This is a genomic window from Mycoplana azooxidifex (assembly GCF_014196765.1).
GTDB lineage: Bacteria > Pseudomonadota > Alphaproteobacteria > Rhizobiales > Rhizobiaceae > Mycoplana > Mycoplana azooxidifex.
This window is the reverse complement of the sequence record NZ_JACIEE010000005.1, coordinates 398,805-416,284: the sequence shown is the minus strand read 5'-3', so window position 1 is coordinate 416,284 and position 17,480 is coordinate 398,805. Positions and strand designations below refer to the sequence as shown.

Sequence of the window (17,480 nt, the reverse complement as noted above, 5' to 3'; positions counted from 1 at the left end):
GTAGGAGAAGAGAGATGGACAGAAGCATGTTTGATTCAGCCTTTCGCGGCAAGACGATCGTCGTTTCGGGCGGGACGAGCGGAATTGGCCTGAGTGTCGCCGAGGGCTTTGCAGCAGCCGGCGCGACGGTCATTGCGACGGGGAGTTCCGAAAGCAGGCTGGAGACCGCGCGGTCAGAAGCCGTTGGTGATGGCCTTCGCTTCGAACGTCTGGACGTTCGCGACGGTGCGGCCGTGGAACGCTTCTTCGGCTCGCTCGATCGGCTCGACGTGCTGGTCAATTGCCAGGGCATTGCGCGGCCGGACAGCGAGTGGCAGGAGGACGTTTTCCTCGACGTCATGGACGTCAATCTCAACAGCGCCATGCGTCTGTCGCGTGCCGCTTTTCCGCTGCTCAAGGAGAGCTGCGGCAGCATCGTCAACTTCGCCTCGATGCTCAGCTATCTCGCCGACGAGAGCGTGCCGTCCTACACGGCGAGCAAGACCGGCATCGTCGGGTTGACGAGGGCCCTTGCGCACAAATACGGGCGCGACGGGGTGCGCGTGAACGCGGTCGCGCCCGGCTACCACAGGACCGAGATGACGAAGCCGCTCTGGTCGGTGCACGAGAGCGCGCAAAAGATCGCTGAGCGCTCCGCCCTGAAGCGCTGGGGCACGACGGAGGATCTGGTCGGCCCCATCCTGTTCCTGTGCTCGCCTGCCGCTGCCTTCGTCACGGGCGTGACCCTGCCGGTCGATGGCGGGTATCACGTCGGCTGACGGTCAGCCGCCGTCCACGTCCTTCAAGGTGTCCAGCGGACCGCTGAGCGCCGTGCGGGGTGGTACCAGCATAGGCTGGATGAGATGTGTGACCGCGGGCTCGCGCTTTGCCTCCAGGATGGCAAAGCCCTTGGCAATCATCGCCTCGCTGTCCTGCCGGATCATGAAGACCGGGAACGGCAGGAAGGAACCGAAGGGGTCGTAGTCGTAGCAGCCGACGATGATGTCGGCGAAGGTCTCGTGCGGGTGTTGCGCCAGAAAACGCAGCAGGCCTTCCAGGTTGATCGACGAATTGACGAAGAATGCGCGGGGCAGCTTTCCATGGCTCTGGTAAAAGGCCTCGAAGGCGCGGGCGGTCATGGCGGGGGAGTAGCCCGTGGGCTGGATGCAGGCATCCGGATCCGCGCCCAGCATCGATCGCTTCACCTCGCGAAATCCACGGATACGTTCGCGGCTGGCGTGGTCGTTGCGACCACCGAACAGATAGATGTCCTCCGGCGCGACCGGACCATCCCTCCTCGCATGTTCGATGATCGCCTGCGTCAGCAGGCGCGCGCCCTCGAAATTGTCGCTGATGACCGACGACGCCTTCGTGCCGGGGAGGTCGATGTTCACATGCCTGAGCCCCGCCTTTTCGCAGACTGTGTGCACGCCGTCCGGATCGGTCGCGCCGGCGATGAAGAGCTCGTCGATCGAATAGGAGATCAGGGTTTCGACGACCTGGCGCTCTTCCTCGGGATCGCGACAGGCACTGACGACGACGGGGCACTGGCCGCGGCTTCTCACCAGGGCCTCGAAGGTTTGCGCCATCGATGAGAAATAGCGGTTGTCATACACCGGCAGCAACAGGCCGACGAGGCCCGAACGCGAGGAGCGCAGGCCCCGCGCCTGCAGGTTTGCCGTATAGCCGTGTGCGTCGGCAAGGTTCTGGATCAGCTTGGCCGTCGCTTCCTTGATGCGCCGCTTGCGCCAGCTTCCGTTCAAAACGGCGCTGACGGTGGATGGCGAACTGCCGGACAAAACCGACAGATCGTAGATCGTCGCCTTCTTCTTTCCTATGCCTGTCATATCTGCCCCTTCGATCCGTGCTTCCTTAGGGACAAATCCCCCTTGACGAAAAGCCCCGGCTTGGTCGATAGTCATTGCACCATCGATTGTGCAAAAAAGAAAGAACGATTGTGCAAGATGGTTCGCCGGAGGAGGCGAGATGGGAGGCGGGGGACATCCCTGGCCAAGGAGCAACCAAAAGAACCTGCCGCTTTGCCGGCCGGTCGCTCGCCGATGCGAGCTTGGAGGAGGAGTGAACATGAGGAAGCTTATTGCTGCGGCACTAGCCGCATCGCTGTCGCTCGCCGGCGCGGTGGTTGCGTTCGCACAGGATGCGCCGAAGGTCGGCGTGGTCGTCAAGATCGGCGGCATTCCGTGGTTCAACGCGATGGAAGCCGGCATCAAGGAACAGGGCCAGAAGCTGGGCGTCGACGCCTTCATGATCGGTCCGACCAGCGCCGACCCGGCGCTGCAGGTGCGCGCCATCGAGGACCTGATCGCGCAAGGTGTGAAGGTCATCGGCGTGGTGCCGAACGACGCCAAGGTGCTCGAGCCCGTGCTTTCCAAGGCGCAGGCCGCCGGCATCAAGGTCATCACCCATGAATCGCCCGCCCAGAAGGGCGCCGACTGGAACTTCGAGCTCGCCTCGTCCAGCGGCTTCGGCGAAGCCCACGCCAAGTTGCTGGCCGAGAAGACGGGCGGCAAGGGCGAATATGCCGTCTTCGTCGGCTCGCTGACCGTGCCGCTGCACAATGCCTGGGCCGATGCCGCCATCGAATATCTCAAGGCGAACCATCCGGACATGAAGCTGGTCGGCGAGCGCTACGGCGTTGCCGAGGACGTGGACAAGAGCCGCTCCACCGCGCTGGACCTGATCGCCGCCCATCCGGACCTCAAGGGCTTCCTCGCCTTCGGCAGCCAGGGCCCGATCGGCGCCGGCCGTGCCGTCGAGGAGCGCCGCAAGACCGGCGAGATTTTCGTGCTCGGGCCGTTCTCGCCCGGACAGGGCCAGAAGCTCATCAAGTCGGATGCGATTTCCGGCGGCTTCATGTGGAATCCGAAGCAGGCCGGCGAGGTCTTCGTCACGCTCGCCGATCGCCTGGTCAAGGGAGAGAGCGTCAAGGAGGGCGACGACATTGCGGGCCTGGGCGTGATCAAGCCGGTCGGCAACGACATCATCGTCGATCAGTTGCTCCCCATCAACAAGGATACGGTCGACGAACTGGCCGCCATGGGCCTCTGACAAGAGGCCCCCTCCCGGGTGACGGGCCGGTCCATGCGACCGGCCTGCCACTCGCGACATTCGAGGCTTCCGGCCGGCGCCGGAACCAACGACGTCCCATAACCTTCGACTGGACAGGCAACCGGCATGAGTACCGCATCGGATGAAGGCGAAAGGGCCCGGCCGCTCCTTTCGCTGCGCGGCATCAACATGACATTCGGCGGGGTGAGGGCGCTGAAGAACGTCTCCTTCGAGGTGATGCCCGGTGAAGTCCATTGCCTGGCCGGCGAGAACGGCAGCGGCAAGAGCACGCTGATCAAGGTGATTTCCGGTGTCTACAAGCCCGCGGCCGGTGCCGAGATCGTCTTCGACGGCGAGGCCATACCCCACATGACGCCCGGCATGGCGCAGGCGAGGGGCATTCAGATCATCTGGCAGGACCTCGCGCTGTTTGCGGAAATGAGCGTCGCCGAGAACATCGCCTTCCAGACCCTCTCGGGCGCGCGTCCGCGCCTTGTCAACTATGCCGCCATTCGCCGCATCGCCGAGGAAGCGCTGGCCCGGCTCGGCGTCAGCCTCGATGTCGACAGGCCGCTCAAGGACTACGCCATCGCCCAGCGCCAGATCGTGGCGATCGCGCGGGCACTGGTCGGCGAGGCGCGCATCGTCTTCATGGACGAGCCGACGGCCTCGCTGACCCAGTCGGAGACCGATCATCTGCTGGCGATCGTGCATAACCTCTCGGCGTCCGGCGTCGCGGTCGTCTTCGTCAGCCATCGCCTCGCCGAGGTGCTGGAGATTTCGGCGCGCATCACCGTCCTGCGCGACGGCGCACTGGTCGGCGTCTATCCGGTGGAAGGGATGACCCAGTCGAAGATCACAGAGCTGATGACCGGCCGCACCTTCGACCAGGGCACCCGAGCCCGCGACGTCTCGCACAATCCGGTCATGCTTTCTGTCAACAATCTTTCCCGGTCGGGAGAGTTCAGCGACATCTCGTTCGAGTTGCGCCGCGGCGAAACGCTCGGCATCACCGGGCTTCTGGGGTCTGGACGCACCGAACTTGCGCTGACGCTGTTCGGCATGCGCCGGCCAGCTTCCGGCACCATCACGCTTTCCGGCAAGCCGGTGCGCTTCGCCTCCAACCGCGAGGCGATTGCCGCCGGCGTGGCCTATCTCTCGGAAGACCGGCTTGCGCTCGGCCTCAACCAGCCGCAGTCCATCGCCGACAATCTCGTCATGGCCTCGCTCAACCGCATCCTGAGCGGCCGGCTGATCTCGCCGGAAAAGAAGCGCTCGCTCGTTGCCCGCTGGATCGCCGATCTCAGCGTCAAGATCGGCAGGCAGGACGATGCGATCTCGACCCTTTCCGGTGGCAACCAGCAGCGCGTCGCGATCGCCAAATGGCTCGCCACCGATCCCAAGGTGCTGATCCTCGATTCCCCGACCGTCGGCGTGGACGTCGGTGCCCGCGCCGGCATCTTCGAGATCGTCGCGCGGCTTGCCGAGGCGGGGCTCGCCATCATCCTGATCTCGGACGAGGTGCCGGAAGTCTATTTCAACGCCGACAGGGTCATCCACATGGAAAAGGGCCGGATCGCCGACGTGTACGATCCCCACGCCACCACGCTGAAGGACCTGGAGGCTGCGGTCTATGCGTAAGCTGTTCCTGTCCCACACCACCGAATTCGTGCTGATCGGCGTCATCGTGGCGATGAGCATCTTCCTTGCGTTTGCCACCGATCGCTTCTTCACGCTCGGCAATGCCTTCGACCTCCTGAACATCAGCGCCGTCAACATCATCTTCGCCGTCGGCCTGCTGGTGGTGCTGATCGCCGGCGGCATCGACATCTCCTTCGCGGTCGCGGCCTCCGTCGTGCAATATGTCACGGCGCTGGCGCTGGAGCGGATCGGGGGCGGCGGCTGGGTCTCGGGCCTCCTCATCGCGGGCAGCGCCGGCATCCTGCTCGGCATGATCAATGCCTTCCTGATCCATCGCTTCCGCATCATCTCGATCGTCGCGACGATCGCCACCTTCAACGTCTATTTCGGCCTGCTCATGTTCTTCACCAGGGGCGTGTCGATCTACAACCTGCCCGACTGGCTGACGACCCGCGTCATCATCTACGAGCGCGAAATGGCCGATGGCAGCTGGGCCGAGATCACGCTTCCCGTCGTCGTCATGGCCATCTGCGTGTTCGCCACCTGGCTTCTCATCAGCCGCACGACCACCGGCCGGCAGCTCTATGCCTTCGGCGACAATCCGGAAGGGGCCCGCCGCTTCGGCATCAATATCGGCGCCATGCCGTTCATCGCCTTCGGCTGGCTCGGCCTGATGGCGGGCATCGCCGGGCTCATGCAGGCGCACTATGCCCAGGAGGTCGTGCCGAACGCGCTCTATGGCCGCGAGCTCGACGTGCTCGCCGCCGTGGTGCTCGGCGGTGCGCGCCTCGGCGGCGGCAAGGGCTCGGTTCTTGGCTGCGTGCTCGGCGTGCTGCTCGTCTCCATCACCCAGAACGGGCTCAACCTGATGGGCGTGTCGCCCTTCGCCTTCAAGATGATCGTCGGTGCCATCATCCTCGCCGCGATCACGCTGTCGAGCGCCCGCATCGAAAAACTGATCCCGTTGTTTGCCACCGCCAAGCCCGGCGACGACACAGCAAAGGGAGCGGGCCGATGAACGCGCTCGCCGCCCGCTTCAATGCCGTCTTCGGGCCCGACATGGCCGGTCCCTTCGCAGCCCTCGCCGCCGTGCTCATCTTCTTCGGCTTCGCCTCGCCGCAGTTCCTGACGGGCGCGACCTTCGGCTCGGTCGCGTTCCAGCTGCCGGAGCTCGGCATCCTGACGCTTGCGATGCTGCTGCCGATCCTGACCGGCGGCCTCAACCTCGCGATCACCTTTACTGCCAATATCGCCGGCCTGACGCTCGCCTGGACCCTGCAGGCGAATGGCGGCGTCGATGCCGGCCCTGCCGCCTTCCTGTTCGGCTCGGTGCTGGCGCTGGCCGTGGGGGCTGCGAGCGGCCTCGTGATGGGCCTCGTCATCGCCTTCACCCGCGCGCATCCGATCCTCGTCTCCCTGTCGATGATGATCTTCCTGCGCGGCCTCGGCGAATTCCTGACGCGCGGCGGCGACATCTCGGGCTTCCCCGCCTTCGTCGCGCCGATCGGCCACGGCAGCATCCTCGGCATCCCCGTGCCGCTGTTGATCCTGATCGCCTGCGTGATCGTCAGCCACATCCTGCTGTCGCGCTCGAAGCTCGGCTTTTCCACCTACATGATCGGCTCCAACATCGAGTCGGCCCGCTATTCCGGCATCAACACGCGCAAGGTGCTGGTGCTGGTCTATGTGCTGTCCGGCGTGATGGCGGCGATCGCCGGCATCATCATGCTCGCCCGCTTCAATTCGGTGCGGGTGGGACACGGCGAGTCCTACCTGCTGATCACCGTGCTCGCCTGCTTTCTCGGCGGCATCAACCCCTTCGGCGGCTTCGGCCGCGTCCTGCCCGTCTTCGTGGCGCTCGTCGTGCTGCAGCTCCTGTCCTCGGGGCTCAACCTGCTCGGCGCCAACCAGCACCTGACCACCGCCGTCTGGGGCATCCTTCTCATCGTCGTGATGGTGCTCCGGTGGTTCTCGGCAACATTCATCAAATTCGTGAAATAGGAGAGACGACCATGGAAGGTTTCGGCGTTCACACCAGCATGTGGACCATGAACTGGGACCGCGCAGGCGCCGAGAAGGCGATTGCCGGTGCCGTGCACTACAAGATGGACTTCGTCGAGATCGCGCTGCTCAATGCGCCGGCCGTCGACGCCAAGCATACCCGCGACCTCCTGGAAAAGAACAAGCTGCGCGCCGTCTGCTCGCTCGGTTTGCCGGAGCATGCCTGGGCCTCCGTGCGTCCGGATGCGGCGCTCGAGTATCTGAAGGTGGCGATCGAAAAGACGGCGGAGATGAGCGGGGAGGCGCTTTCCGGCGTCATCTTCGGCGGCATCGGCGAGCGCACCGGCGTTCCGCCGACGCAAGGCGAATACGACAACATCGCCAGGGTGATCGAGGCCGCCTCCAGGCACGCCAGGAAGTACAACATCGAGCTCGGCGTCGAGGCCGTGAACCGCTACGAGAACCACCTGATCAATTCGGCGCAGCAGGCGGTCGACATGGTGGAGCGCGTCGGTGCCGACAACGTCTTCGTCCATCTCGACACGTATCACATGAACATCGAGGAAAAGGGCGCTGCCAACGGTATCCTGATCGCCCGCGATCACCTGAAGTACATCCACCTCTCCGAAAGCGATCGGGGCACGCCGGGCTACGGCAACATTCCCTGGGATGCGATCTATGCCGCGCTCGCCGCCATCGGCTTCAAGGGAGGGCTTGCTATGGAAAGCTTCATCAACATGCCGCCGGAAGTGGCCTATGGCCTCGCTGTCTGGCGTCCGGTCGCCCGCGACATGGAGGAGGTGATGGGCAAGGGCCTGCCCTTCCTGCGCAACAAGGCCGAGCAATACGGCCTGATCTGATCCGGGAGCAAAAAGCCCACATTCCCGGCGAGCCGGGAATGTGGGCATAGGAAGGGAGTGCATCTTGCCCGCTGATGCGTTCGCCGCAACTGTTGCCGTGCTCGATATCGGCAAGACCAATATCAAGCTCAGTGCTGTCACCCGCGACGGCGTGATCGCGGAGACGCTCTCGGTCGCCAATGCCGTCCGGTCCGGTCCGCCCTGGCGCCACCATGATCTCGAAGGGATCGGCGACTGGGTGTTCAGTGGCCTAGCACCCCTTTCCCGCCGCCATCCGCTCGATACCTTCGTCGCCACCGGCCATGGATCCGGCGCCGTGCTCGTCGGGCCGGACCCGGATGACGGCTGTGGCGTGGCCTTGCCGATGATCGACTACGAACAGCCGTTGCCCGACGCGATCGATCGCGCCTATCGGCCACTGGCCGGCTCCTTCCGCGACCGCGGCAGCATGATCATGCACGGGGCGACCCATCAGGCCCGGCAGTTGCTCTGGATGGAGACCGCTGAGCCGGAGCGCTTCGCCCGCGCCCGCTGGTTCCTCTGCTCGCCGCAGTACTGGGCCTTCAGGCTGACGGGCGTTGCAGCGGCGGAGGCGACGAGCCGCGGTGCGCAATCCCATCTCTGGAACACGCCGGATGCCCGCCCCGCACCGATCGTCACCGCGCGCGGCTGGCAGCGGCTGATGCCGGAATTCGTTCCCGCCTGGGCGAGCCTCGGCACGGTACGCCCTGTGCTCGCCGCGCGTTTCGGCCTGCCGAGCGGCTTGCGGGTGCTGACCGGCATCCACGACAGCAGCGCCAACTTCTACCGCTACCAGGCCGCGGGCCTTGCCGATGCGGCGGTGGTTTCCACCGGAACCTGGATCGTCGGCATGAGCGCCGCCACGCCGCTCGACAGCGTGAGGGAAGAAAGCGGTATGACGATCAACAGCGATGTATTCCGCAATCCCGTCGCCGGCGCGCTGACCATGGGGGGGCGGGAATTCTCCCATGTGGCGGGCGAGACGGACAGGGAACCGGTCGACCTCGCCCTGGCGCTTCGCCTCGTTGAGCGCGGCACGATGGCGCTGCCGACCTTCGGCGCCGATGACGGCTTCTTTCCAGGCAGCGCCGGACGCGGCAAGATCGTCGGGCCGCCGCCGGAAACGGCTGCCCAGCGCAAGGCGCTCGCGACCCTCTATATGGCGCTCCTGACTGTGGAGTGCCTCGATGCGCTTCAGGCGAAGGACCGCGCCGTGCTCGACGGCAGCTACCTGCGCGAGCCGCTCTACGCGCGATTGGTCTCGGCGTTCCGGGGCGGCGGCGAAACGCTCTTCAATCTCGACGCCTATGGCGTGGCGACCGGCACGGCGCTGCTTGCCTCCCATGGTTCCAGCCGGGCGCGCGACAGCCTCGCGCTGGAGCGTCCTGATCCGCTTCCCGGTGCTGCGGCCTTGCTCGGCGCCTATCGCGCACGCTGGCGCGAGGCGGTCCACTGCCAGTTCCCCTCATCCGTACCGTCCCGAAAGGCAAGGACATGACCGACACGACCGATATCGCCACCCTGCGTCGCCAGATGCTGGAAACCTGCCGCCGCATGAATTCGAGCGGCATCAACCAGGGCACCGCCGGCAATCTTTCCGTGCGCACCGGCAATGGCTTCCTCGTCACGCCGTCCTCGATGCCCTATGACACGATGACGCCGGAGGATCTGGTGGAGATGGATTTCGACGGCTCCTATGCCGGCCATCGCCCCTCGTCGGAATGGCGCTTCCACCGCGATATCCTGAAGAACCGGACCGATATCGACGTCGTGCTGCACTGCCACTCGATCTATGCGACGACGCTCGCCTGTCATCACAAGACGATCCCGAGCTTCCACTACATGACCGGCGTCGCCGGCGGCACGACGATCCGCTGCGCCGAATATGCGACCTTCGGTACGCAGGCACTTTCCGATGCAGCATTGAAGGCGCTCGACGGGCGGCTCGCCTGCCTGCTCGGCCAGCATGGCCAGATTTCGCTCGGCAACACGCTGGAGCACGCGCTGTGGCTTGCGATCGAGGTGGAGACGCTGTCGCGCATGTACGTGCAGGCGCTGACCCTCGGCGAGCCGCCGATCCTGCCGGACGACGAGATGGAGCGGGTGATCGCGCAGATGAAGCGCATGAGCTACGGCCATGGGCCGGAGGCCGAAGGCTCCAACGATATCGCCCGCCCGAGGGCCAAGTCGCCAGAGTGACAGGGCAACGCCCCGTGCCGTCGCATCAAACGGACGCGGCCAGGCTCTGGAGATAGGCAACGATACCGGCGCGCTCCGATTCATTCGGTACTGAGACCGACATGGTGGTTCGCGGCGCCAGTTTGCGCGGATTGGTTGCAGGAGCCTGATGCGTTTCTCCCGGCACTGAGGGGGAATTGCTGTCGCGCTCCCGGTCGCGGCTCGCCCCGGTCGGAGGCGATTACCCGGCTACCGTTGCTTACGTGATGATCGCGGCGGTCACCGGCTCGCACCGGTCACATTGCGGCAGAGTGTGGCAGAACCTCACTTGTGCGAGCCCGGCAGCGCCGTTACTGCTCCCTCCCGGCATTTCACCTTGAGGCGCAAATCATGGAAATTTTCACATCGGCCGGGTTCCTGGCTCTCCTTCAGGTCATCATGATCGACCTGGTGCTCGCCGGCGACAACGCGGTCGTCATCGGCCTGGCGGCTGCCGGCCTGCCGCTGGAGCAGCGACGGAAGGCCATACTCGTCGGTATCCTGGCCGCGACCGTTCTGCGCATCGCGCTCGCGAGCGTCACCGTTCAATTGCTCGACATCATCGGCCTGCTGCTGGCCGGCGGTATTCTCCTGCTTTGGGTGTGCTGGAAGATGTGGCGCGAGCTGCGTGCTGCCGCGGGAATGGACGAGCAGGAAGGCAACGGCATCGTCACACACAAGAAGACGTTTCTCCAGGCTGCCACCCAGATCGTCATCGCGGACGTATCGATGTCTCTCGACAACGTGCTGGCGGTTGCCGGTGCGGCCCGCGAACATCCCACCGTTCTCGTCATCGGGCTGATCCTTTCGATCGCGATGATGGGCATTGCGGCAAACTACATTGCGCGGCTCCTCAACCGCTACCACTGGATCGCCTATATCGGTCTGGCACTCATCCTCTACGTCGCCCTGCACATGATCTACCGGGGCTCGATCGAGGTATGGCCTCACCTGGTCGCGGCCCTCTAGCGAGCCCGCGCACGCCTCAGCGATGCGACGCCCAGGGAACGAGGCGTCGCTCTATCAGGCGGGCGACATATTCGAAGACGATCGCAATCAGCGCGATCACGACGATGCCGGCGATGACGATATCGGTAACCAGGAACTGGGCGGCCGACTGGATCATGAAGCCGATGCCGCTCGTCGCCGCGACCAGTTCGGCAGCGACCAACGTCGTCCAGCCGGCGCCGAGGGCGATACGGATGCCGGTGAGGATCGACGGGACGGCGCTCGGCAGGACGACCTGGCCGAGCACCTGACGCGGGGTCGCGCCGAGCGATCGCGCCGCGTTGACGTGGTCCTTCGAGACGGACCGCACGCCCGCCGACGTCGAAAGGATGATCGAGGGCAGCATGGCGAGCGCGATGACGGTGATCTTCGAGGCCTCGCCGATGCCGACCCAGATGATGACCAGCGGCAGATAGGCCAGCGGCGGCAGGGGGCGCAGGAACTCGACGATCGGGTCGAGTATGCCGCGACCGACGCGGCTCGTCGCGATCGCCAGCCCCGCCGGAATGCCGATCAGGATCGATGCGATCAGGGCGCCGAAGATGCGGTAGAGGCTCGCGCCCACGTGTTCGGCAAGCGTCGCGTCGACAAAGCCGGTGACGACCAGGCCGTATGCTGCGACCAGCACCTGACGGGGCGAGGGAAGAAAGACGGGCGACACCAGCGCATGGGCCGAGGCGAGGCTCCAGAGCCCGAGGATGACGAGGACGGTGATCGCGGAGATTACTGCGGTCGGGACGGGCCTTGCCGTGGAGGCGGTCGCGGGCGCTGCCCTGGCGCGAAGGGGCGCTTCGTCGCCGGCGCGTCCGTCCTCGTCCCCGTCGGACAGCCGTGACAGGGGGCGAAGTTCGGTAAAGAGCGTCATGCGGCGGCCTCCTCGTTGGGGAGCGAATGGATCAGGCTCGTCAGGCCGTCATGCAGGCGCTTGAACAAGGGCGACGCCTTGATGCGCTCGATCGGTGTGCCTGCCAGGATCTCGCTGCTGAAACCGGCCTCGATCTCGGCGGTCAGCCGGCCGGGATTGGGCGAGAGCACCAGCACGCGCGAGGCAAGGATCAGGGCCTCGTCGATGCTGTGGGTGATGAGGACTGCGCCGGCGCCGCTGCGGCTCTGGATGCGCAGCAGGAACTCCTGCATGCGCGAACGGGTCAGCGCGTCGAGCGCCCCCAGCGGTTCGTCGAGCAGGAGGAAGCGCGGTTCGGCGGCCAGTGCCCGGGCGATGCCGACACGCTGGCGCATGCCGCCCGACAGTTCCCAGATGTGGCGGTCGCCGGCTTCGCCGAGCCCGACCAGTTCCAGCAGTTGTCGCGCCCGCTCGTGGCGTTCGGCGCGCGGCACGCCCTTCAGTTTCAACGGAAAGCCGACGTTGTCGCGCGCGTCGAGCCAAGGGTAGAGCGCGTCGTCCTGGAACACGACCGCGCGGTCGGCGCCGGGGCCCCTGATCGGTTCGCCGTCGACGGCAATCGTGCCGGACGTCGGAAGGATGAAGCCGGCTGCAAGGTTCAAGAGGCTCGTCTTGCCGGATCCGGACCGGCCGATGATCGCTACGAGTTCGTGCGAGGAGACCTGCAGGTTGATGCTGTCCAGCACAAGATTGTCGCCGGCGGCAGAACGAAGCCCCGGCCGCTGCGGATAGCGGAGAGACACGTCTCGAAACGACAGGATGCTCATGGCGGTCTTCCTTATGCGGGCTCGTTCTGGCGGTTGCGCACCCCGGCGGAAATGGCGACCCGATCGCGCTTTCGCACGCCCGGGTCGCCGGTCCGCCGCAGGACGGGTGGTGCCTCAGTAGGCAAGCTTGGCCGCATCGGTGACCCACCGGGCGGAGATGTAAGGCGAATAGTCGGAGAGGGCTGCGGGGATCTTGCCCTGCTCGAGCAGGAACGCTGACGTGTCCGAGACAGCCTTGGCGGTGCCGCCGCCGAGGAGGGCTTCGCCGGCCTGCTCCTCCAGCGTCGGGAAGATGTAACCCTTGAGCAGGGCAGGGACCTCTTCCTGCTTGGCGCCGGTCAGGCGGGCAATTTTCTCGGCCTCCGGCGAGCCTGCATTCCAGGCGTCCGGGTTGGCGCGATAGGCGGCGGTGGCGTCGCCGGTCACCTTGACGAAGGCGGTGACCACGTCCGGATGCTCCTCCGCGAACGTCTTGCTGACGATCCAGGCATCGAAGGTCGGGCCGCCCCAGTCGGCGACGTCTGCCGAGGTCGCAAGCACCGTGCCCGACTTCTTCAACTGGGCCAGGACGGGATCCCAGACATAGGCGCCGTCAATGTCGCCGCGTTCCCAGGCGGCTGCGATCTCCGGCGGGCGCAGGTTGAGGATTTCGACGGATTTCGGATCGACCTTCCAGTGCTTGAGCGCGGTGAGCAGGCTGTAGTGGGCCGTGGAGACGAAGGGGGTTGCGATCTTCTTGCCGGCGAGTTCCTCCGGCTTTGCGACCGATTTGACCGCCAGCGCCTCGGCCTCGCTGATCAGGCCGACGACGAAGATGGTTTCGACCGGCAGTTCGCGGCTCGCAGCGGCGGCGAGCGGCGAGGAGCCGACATAGCCGATGTCGAGCGAGCCGGATGCGATCGCCGCGATCACGTCCGCGCCGCCATCGAACTTCTGCCAGTTGATCTTTGCGCCGGTGACCTTCTCATAGGTGCCGTCGGCCTGGGGGACGCGCGAGGGCTCGACGATCGGCTGGTAGCCGATGTTGAGCGTCACGTCTTCGGCGGTTGCCGGCTGGATATGGGCGGTCAGGGCAAGGGCGGCCGTTGCCGCCAACAGGGTCCTGCGGGTGATGTTCATGTTCCTCTCCTCAATCTGATCCGTTGCCCGACGATTGCCCTCGGGTCGACAATGAAGCTATATAATCCATAAAATTAGTAGAGAAAATTTCGTCTCAATATCGCGGGCTGGCTGCGATTGATTTTGCGTACTCCATCGTCGGAAGCAGAACGCGAGCGGGGTGGGAACGGGATCTGCCCTGCTTTCGATCGCATCCGATCGGCGCGCAGTCGACGTCACTGCGGTGTCGGGAACGGCGGAGGCCCGCGGCGGTTACAGGCACTTCCGGCCGGACATTCCGGAAACGGAATTCCACTCCGGGGCGGAATTTCGAAAAGAAGAACACTGTTTTTATGGATTATATCAATTAATATCCCGTTCAACCTTGGGCGCCGACCTCGCCCGACAACCACGGAGACGATCAAATGGCTCGCACAACACTTGCCGCCAGGATGGCGAAGCGGATTTCGGGCATCGGTACGATCGCACTGGCGCTTTCGCTGACCGCGGGGGTCGCCTTGGCCGAAACCCTGACGATCGGCGTGACGCCGGGATCGCTGGCGGATTCGATCGAGGTCGCAGCCACGGAAGCCCGCAGCCAGGGCCTCGACGTGAAGGTCATCGAGTTCACGGACTGGACGACGCCGAATGTCGCGCTCAATGCCGGCGACCTCGACGTCAACTACTTCCAGCACCAGGCCTTCCTCGACAATGCCGTTGCCGAGACCGGCTACAAGCTGAAGAGCGTTGCCGTCGGCCTTCTTCCAAACCTCGGTCTCTACTCCTCGAAGTTCAAGAGCTTCGGCGACCTGCCGCAAGGCGGCCGCGTCGGCGTGGCGAGCGATCCCGTCAACCAGGGGCGGGGATTGCTGCTTCTCGAACGCGCAGGGCTCATCAAGCTCCGCGACGGCGTGGGCTCGCAGGGGACGCTCGACGACATCGCCGAGAACCAACGCGAGCTGCAATTCGTCGAGATCGAGGGGCCGCAGTTGGTGCGGGCGCTGGACGACGTCGATCTCGCGCAAGGGTATCCGGCGCACTACGTCAATGCCGGCAAGCCGGACGTGGCCGGCCAGGCCCTCCTCTATTCGGGGATCGACGACCTCAAGTTCGCGATCCGTTTCGTCACGCGCGAGGACAATGCGGACGATCCGCTCGTCCGCCGTTTCGTCGAGATCTACCAGGGCTCCGACGCGGTGAAGGCCCAGATCCACAAGTCCTTTGCCGACGACAACAAGCTCTACAGCCTTCCGTGGACGGAGGGCGCGTCGGTCAACTGACGCGCCTGTCCCCTCGCCCCTTCACATCAACTCTTCTTGCGGGAAACTGACATGAAACGAGCCACCCTCAGTGCCGTTGCGGCATTGGCCCTGACCTTGACAACGTCCTTCACGACCGCCGCTCATGCCGAGACCATCAAGGTCGGCGTGGTGCCCGGCGCCTATGCCGAGACCATCGAGGCGCTTGTCCCCGAAGCGAAGGCGGCAGGCATCGATATCGAGGCGGTGGAGTTCACCGACTGGACCACGCCGAACGTCGCGCTGGATGCCGGCGACATCGACGTCAACTATTTCCAGCACCGGCCGTTCCTCGACAATGCGATCAAGGATCGCGGCTACAAGCTCACCGATGTCGGGGCGGGGATTCTCGCAAACATCGGTCTCTATTCCCAGAAGCACAAGAGCTTCGACGAAATCCCGCAGGACGGAACCGTCGCGATCGCCAACGATCCGGTGAACCAGGGCCGCGGACTGCTTCTGATCGAGAAGGCCGGGCTGATCAAGCTGCGCGAGGGCGTCGGCTTCCAGGGCACGCTCGACGACATCGTCGAGAACCCCAGGAACCTGAGCTTTACCGAGGTGGAGGGGCCGCAACTGGCCCGCGTCACCGGCGATGTCGACCTGGCGCTCGGCTATCCGCATTTCATAGCGGCGTCGGGTCTCTTCGATCCCGGCTCGGGGCTGCTCTATTCAGGCATCGACGATCTCCGCTTCGCCATCCTCTTTACCGTCAAGGAGGATCGCAAGGACGACCCGCTGCTGAAGAAGCTGGTGGAACTCTACCAGCATTCCGATGCGGTCCGGCAGGCAGCCGACAAGGCCTATCATTCCAACGACAAGCTCTACACGCTCTCATGGCAGCGTTGACCGAGGACATCGTCGCGGCAGGTCGAAAGCCCGCGCGCGCCAGGGCCGCGGCGGGGACGTTGCCCGCCGCCGCAGCAACGGCGCCGCGCGCCGGCTCGGTGGCCTTCCAGGGGCTCGGCAAGACCTATGTCTCCTCCACAGGGACGGTGAGGGCGCTCGAGGCGATCGACCTCGCCATCCCCGCCGGCGGGATCTTCGGCATCATCGGACGGAGCGGCGCCGGCAAGTCGAGCCTGCTGCGGACGATCAACCGGCTCGAGCAGCCGACGGAGGGCCGGGTCCTGGTCGACGGGCGGGACGTCGGGCACCTGGACGAGGGCGGGCTGGTCGCGCTGCGGCGGCGCGTCGGCATGATCTTCCAGCACTTCAATCTCCTGTCGGCCAAGACGGTGCGACAGAACGTGGCGCTGCCGCTGGTCGTCGCCGGCGTTGCGAAGCGGCAGATCGACGAGCGCGTGGACGAGGTGCTGGCGCTGGTCGGCCTGGAGGGCAAGCACAACGTCTATCCTTCGCGGCTTTCCGGCGGCCAGAAGCAGCGCGTGGGGATCGCGCGTGCGCTCGTCCACCGGCCGGAAATCCTCCTGTGCGACGAGGCGACTTCGGCCCTCGACCCGGAGACGACGCTTTCGATCCTCGGGCTCCTGAGGGACATCAACCGCAGGCTCGGCCTCACCATCATCCTCATCACCCACGAAATGAGCGTCATCCGCGAGATCTGCGAGAACGTGCTGGTGCTGGAGCAGGGGCGCATCGCCGAGCAGGGGCCGGTGTGGCAGGTCTTCGGCGCGCCGAAACACGCCGCGACCCGCGCCCTGCTGCAGCCCCTCAGCCGGGAAATTCCCGAAGACGTCGCCGCGCGGCTGGAGCCATCGCCTGTCGCCGGCGGGGAGGCCGTCCTGGAAGTCCGCTACACGGGCGGGGAGGGCGGCGCGGGGCCCGATCTGTCGCGGCTGACGGGCCTGCTCGGCGGATCGGTGCGGTTGCTGCACGGCACCGTCGACCGCATCCAGGGCCATGCGCATGGAACCCTGCTTCTCGCCGCAAGGGACGTGACGGAAAAGAACCTCGACGCCCTGAAGGGCCAGGTCGGCAGCACAAGGATACTGGGCTATGTCCGCCGCGATGTATAACCGCCTCTGGCTGGCTCTCCTGGATACGATCCAGATGGTCGGCATGTCCGCCCTGATCGCGCTCATGATCGGCATTCCCGTCGCGGTTTTCCTCGTCGTCTCGGCTCCGGGCGGTTTCTTCGAGGCGCCGCGGCTCAATCGTGCGGTGGCCGCGGTGGTCAACGGCTTCCGGGCCACGCCGTTCATCGTCCTGCTCGTGGCGCTGCTGCCGCTCACCCGTTTCCTCACGGGGACGACGATCGGCGTCTGGGCGGCGATCGTGCCGCTGTCCATCAGCGCCACCCCCTTCTTTGCCCGGATTGCCGAAGTCAGCCTGCGCGAGGTCGACAAGGGTTTGATCGAGGCGGCCCAGGCGATGGGCTGCCGCAAGTGGCATATCGTGCGCCATGTGCTCCTGCCCGAAGCGCTCCCCGGCATCGTCGGCGGCTTCACCATTACAGTCGTTACGATGATCGGCGCCTCGGCTATGGCGGGCGCGGTCGGCGCCGGCGGGCTCGGCGACATGGCGATCCGTTACGGCTACCAGCGCTTCGATACGGCGGTGATGATAGCGGTGATCGTCGTGCTGATCGCCATGGTCACGATCGTGCAGTTCGCGGGCGACTATACGGTGCGGCGCCTGCGCAACCGTTGAATTT

Annotated in this window: 17 protein-coding genes; 13 read left to right on the top strand and 4 right to left on the bottom strand. The window is 65.4% G+C overall.

The window, feature by feature from the left end; genetic code table 11:
- Window positions 1-26 precede the first annotated feature (26 nt).
- The gene (locus GGQ64_RS13825) at window positions 27-758 is read left to right on the top strand and encodes an SDR family NAD(P)-dependent oxidoreductase (RefSeq protein WP_246422630.1); all 732 of its coding nucleotides are present in this window, start codon (window positions 27-29) and stop codon (window positions 756-758) included.
- A gap of 3 nt (window positions 759-761) precedes the next feature.
- Here GGQ64_RS13825 and GGQ64_RS13820 read toward each other — a convergent pair whose 3' ends face one another.
- Window positions 762-1,826: a LacI family DNA-binding transcriptional regulator gene (locus GGQ64_RS13820; protein WP_183805171.1), complete on the bottom strand. Its 1,065-nt coding sequence runs from the start codon at window positions 1,824-1,826 to the stop codon at window positions 762-764.
- 238 nt (window positions 1,827-2,064) lie between these two features.
- Between GGQ64_RS13820 and GGQ64_RS13815 the strand changes: the two genes are divergently transcribed.
- From GGQ64_RS13815 to GGQ64_RS13780, 8 genes are all read left to right on the top strand, one after another.
- Window positions 2,065-3,048 carry a substrate-binding domain-containing protein gene (locus GGQ64_RS13815; RefSeq protein ID WP_183805169.1) on the top strand — a complete coding sequence of 328 codons (984 nt, stop codon included), beginning with the start codon at window positions 2,065-2,067 and terminating at the stop codon, window positions 3,046-3,048.
- A gap of 126 nt (window positions 3,049-3,174) precedes the next feature.
- Window positions 3,175-4,689 (top strand): sugar ABC transporter ATP-binding protein, encoded by a 1,515-nt coding sequence (locus GGQ64_RS13810; RefSeq protein WP_183805167.1) that lies wholly within the window; start codon window positions 3,175-3,177, stop codon window positions 4,687-4,689.
- A complete protein-coding gene (locus tag GGQ64_RS13805; RefSeq protein WP_183805165.1) occupies window positions 4,682-5,707 on the top strand; it encodes an ABC transporter permease in 1,026 nt (341 codons plus the stop codon). Before GGQ64_RS13810 ends, GGQ64_RS13805 begins: the two co-directional genes overlap by 8 nt.
- Complete coding sequence (locus tag GGQ64_RS13800) at window positions 5,704-6,690, top strand: ABC transporter permease (RefSeq protein WP_183805163.1); 987 nt, start codon at window positions 5,704-5,706, stop codon at window positions 6,688-6,690. Before GGQ64_RS13805 ends, GGQ64_RS13800 begins: the two co-directional genes overlap by 4 nt.
- An 11-nt stretch (window positions 6,691-6,701) precedes the next feature.
- On the top strand, window positions 6,702-7,550 hold the full coding sequence (locus GGQ64_RS13795) for a sugar phosphate isomerase/epimerase family protein (RefSeq protein ID WP_183805161.1): 849 nt from the start codon (window positions 6,702-6,704) through the stop codon (window positions 7,548-7,550).
- A gap of 64 nt (window positions 7,551-7,614) precedes the next feature.
- Complete coding sequence (locus GGQ64_RS13790; RefSeq protein WP_210300251.1) at window positions 7,615-9,069, top strand: FGGY family carbohydrate kinase; 1,455 nt, start codon at window positions 7,615-7,617, stop codon at window positions 9,067-9,069.
- Window positions 9,066-9,770 carry a class II aldolase/adducin family protein gene (locus GGQ64_RS13785; RefSeq protein WP_183805159.1) on the top strand — a complete coding sequence of 235 codons (705 nt, stop codon included), beginning with the start codon at window positions 9,066-9,068 and terminating at the stop codon, window positions 9,768-9,770. Before GGQ64_RS13790 ends, GGQ64_RS13785 begins: the two co-directional genes overlap by 4 nt.
- A 369-nt stretch (window positions 9,771-10,139) precedes the next feature.
- On the top strand, window positions 10,140-10,757 hold the full coding sequence (locus GGQ64_RS13780) for a TerC family protein (protein ID WP_183805157.1): 618 nt from the start codon (window positions 10,140-10,142) through the stop codon (window positions 10,755-10,757).
- A 16-nt stretch (window positions 10,758-10,773) separates the two neighbouring features.
- Here GGQ64_RS13780 and GGQ64_RS13775 read toward each other — a convergent pair whose 3' ends face one another.
- From GGQ64_RS13775 to tauA, 3 genes are all read right to left on the bottom strand, one after another.
- Window positions 10,774-11,661: an ABC transporter permease subunit gene (locus tag GGQ64_RS13775; RefSeq protein ID WP_183805155.1), complete on the bottom strand. Its 888-nt coding sequence runs from the start codon at window positions 11,659-11,661 to the stop codon at window positions 10,774-10,776.
- Window positions 11,658-12,467: a taurine ABC transporter ATP-binding protein gene (locus tag GGQ64_RS13770; RefSeq protein WP_183805153.1), complete on the bottom strand. Its 810-nt coding sequence runs from the start codon at window positions 12,465-12,467 to the stop codon at window positions 11,658-11,660. Before GGQ64_RS13770 ends, GGQ64_RS13775 begins: the two co-directional genes overlap by 4 nt.
- 114 nt (window positions 12,468-12,581) lie before the next feature.
- Window positions 12,582-13,586, bottom strand: a complete 1,005-nt coding sequence (tauA, locus tag GGQ64_RS13765) for a taurine ABC transporter substrate-binding protein (RefSeq protein ID WP_183805151.1) — start codon at window positions 13,584-13,586, stop codon at window positions 12,582-12,584.
- 404 nt (window positions 13,587-13,990) lie between these two features.
- Here tauA and GGQ64_RS13760 point away from each other — a divergent pair, with 404 nt between their 5' ends.
- Genes GGQ64_RS13760 through GGQ64_RS13745 form a run of 4 tightly spaced genes read left to right on the top strand, consistent with a single transcriptional unit; the run spans window position 13,991 to window position 17,476 of the window.
- Window positions 13,991-14,845: a MetQ/NlpA family ABC transporter substrate-binding protein gene (locus GGQ64_RS13760; protein ID WP_246422628.1), complete on the top strand. Its 855-nt coding sequence runs from the start codon at window positions 13,991-13,993 to the stop codon at window positions 14,843-14,845.
- 51 nt (window positions 14,846-14,896) lie between these two features.
- Window positions 14,897-15,712: a MetQ/NlpA family ABC transporter substrate-binding protein gene (locus tag GGQ64_RS13755; protein WP_183805149.1), complete on the top strand. Its 816-nt coding sequence runs from the start codon at window positions 14,897-14,899 to the stop codon at window positions 15,710-15,712.
- Entirely contained in the window at window positions 15,700-16,842 is a 1,143-nt protein-coding gene (locus tag GGQ64_RS13750) for a methionine ABC transporter ATP-binding protein (RefSeq protein WP_183805147.1), read from the top strand. The genes GGQ64_RS13755 and GGQ64_RS13750 overlap by 13 nt, the downstream gene beginning before the upstream one ends.
- Window positions 16,823-17,476: a methionine ABC transporter permease gene (locus GGQ64_RS13745; protein ID WP_183805137.1), complete on the top strand. Its 654-nt coding sequence runs from the start codon at window positions 16,823-16,825 to the stop codon at window positions 17,474-17,476. Before GGQ64_RS13750 ends, GGQ64_RS13745 begins: the two co-directional genes overlap by 20 nt.
- The last annotated feature ends 4 nt before the right edge of the window (window positions 17,477-17,480 follow it).